This is a genomic window from Lacihabitans soyangensis, assembly GCF_024343775.1.
Taxonomy (GTDB): Bacteria; Bacteroidota; Bacteroidia; order Cytophagales; family Spirosomataceae; genus Leadbetterella; species Leadbetterella soyangensis.
Window position 1 is genome coordinate 1 of sequence record NZ_RJUF01000116.1, and the last position, 1950, is coordinate 1950.

General features: G+C 51.5%; 1 protein-coding gene and 2 pseudogenes. All 3 read right to left on the bottom strand.

Annotated features, from left to right (window positions below):
• A pseudogene (locus tag EGI31_RS25550) lies at nt 1-598 on the bottom strand (histone H1-like repetitive region-containing protein); the annotation flags it as partial.
• 92 nt (nt 599-690) lie between these two features.
• Nucleotides 691-1680: pseudogene (locus tag EGI31_RS25435) on the bottom strand (histone H1-like repetitive region-containing protein); the annotation flags it as partial.
• Nucleotides 1681-1697: 17 nt separating this feature from the next.
• The coding region (locus EGI31_RS14775; RefSeq protein WP_255037950.1) for a hypothetical protein at nt 1698-1950 on the bottom strand (253 nt) is incomplete at its 5' end.

Consider the following 1950-nt stretch of genomic DNA (forward strand, 5'->3'; position numbering starts at 1 on the left):
CAGCAGCTTTATCAGCAGCTTCCTTTTCAGCAGCCTCTTTCTCGGCAGCTTCCTTTTCAGCAGCAGCCTTATCAGCAGCAGCTTTATCAGCAGCAGCTTTATCAGCAACAGCCTTATCCGCAGCAGCCTTATCAGCGGCAGCTTTATCCGCAGCAGCTTTATCAGCAGCTTCCTTTTCAGCAGCCTCTTTCTCGGCAGCTTCCTTTTCAGCAGCAGCCTTATCAGCAGCAGCTTTATCAGCAGCAGCTTTATCAGCAACAGCCTTATCCGCAGCAGCCTTATCAGCGGCAGCTTTATCCGCAGCAGCTTTATCAGCAGCTTCCTTTTCAGCAGCCTCTTTCTCGGCAGCTTCCTTTTCAGCAGCAGCCTTATCAGCAGCAGCTTTATCAGCAGCAGCTTTATCAGCAACAGCCTTATCCGCAGCAGCCTTATCAGCGGCAGCTTTATCCGCAGCAGCTTTATCAGCAGCTTCCTTTTCAGCAGCCTCTTTCTCGGCAGCTTCCTTTTCAGCAGCAGCCTTATCAGCAGCAGCTTTATCAGCAGCAGCTTTATCAGCAACAGCCTTATCCGCAGCAGCCTTATCAGCGGCAGCTTTATCCGCAGCAGCTTTATCAGCAGCTTCCTTTTCAGCAGCCTCTTTCTCGGCAGCTTCCTTTTCAGCAGCAGCCTGATCTGCCGAAGGGGCGTCTCAGCAGCTTTATCAGCAACAGCCTTATCCGCAGTAGCCTTATCAGCGGCAGCTTTATCCGCAGCAGCTTTATCAGCAGCTTCCTTTTCAGCAGCCTCTTTCTCGGCAGCTTCCTTTTCAGCAGCAGCCTTAGCCTGTCGAAGGGGCGTCTCAGCAGCTTTATCAGCAACAGCCTTATCCGCAGTAGCCTTATCAGCGGCAGCTTTATCCGCAGCAGCTTTATCAGCAGCTTCCTTTTCAGCAGCCTCTTTCTCGGCAGCTTCCTTTTCAGCAGCAGCCTTATCAGCAGCAGCTTTATCAGCAGCAGCTTTATCAGCAACAGCCTTATCCGCAGCAGCCTTATCAGCGGCAGCTTTATCCGCAGCAGCTTTATCAGCAGCTTCCTTTTCAGCAGCCTCTTTCTCGGCAGCTTCCTTTTCAGCAGCAGCCTTATCAGCAGCAGCTTTATCAGCAGCAGCTTTATCAGCAACAGCCTTATCCGCAGCAGCCTTATCAGCGGCAGCTTTATCCGCAGCAGCTTTATCAGCAGCTTCCTTTTCAGCAGCCTCTTTCTCGGCAGCTTCCTTTTCAGCAGCAGCCTTATCAGCAGCAGCTTTATCAGCAGCAGCTTTATCAGCAACAGCCTTATCCGCAGCAGCCTTATCAGCGGCAGCTTTATCCGCAGCAGCTTTATCAGCAGCTTCCTTTTCAGCAGCCTCTTTCTCGGCAGCTTCCTTTTCAGCAGCAGCCTTATCAGCAGCAGCTTTATCAGCAGCAGCTTTATCAGCAACAGCCTTATCCGCAGCAGCCTTATCAGCGGCAGCTTTATCCGCAGCAGCTTTATCAGCAGCTTCCTTTTCAGCAGCCTCTTTCTCGGCAGCTTCCTTTTCAGCAGCAGCCTTGTTAGCAGCAGCTTCCTTTTCAGCAGCAGCCTTATCCGCAGCTTCTTTCTCAGCATCAGCACCAGACTCCACTGGGGGCTGGGGGGCTGTTTTACTATTTTTCGTTCCCATAAAATTAAAAATTAAAATTATTTCCTTTTCCTCGTGACACTCTTCACGTCAATGTTAGTGTCCTCCCTAACATTACCATCCTCACCGCCATTGTCACCCTGTGGCACTTGTGGACCACCAGCATCACCAGTTTGGTTGCTGAGCGTAGCCGAAGCATCACCAGCATCACCAGTTTGGTTGCTGAGCGTAGCCGAAGCATCACCAGCATCACCACCATCTATTCCCCCACTGGGGGCTAGGGGGCTTACGGCATTGGGACTTTCGGTTAGT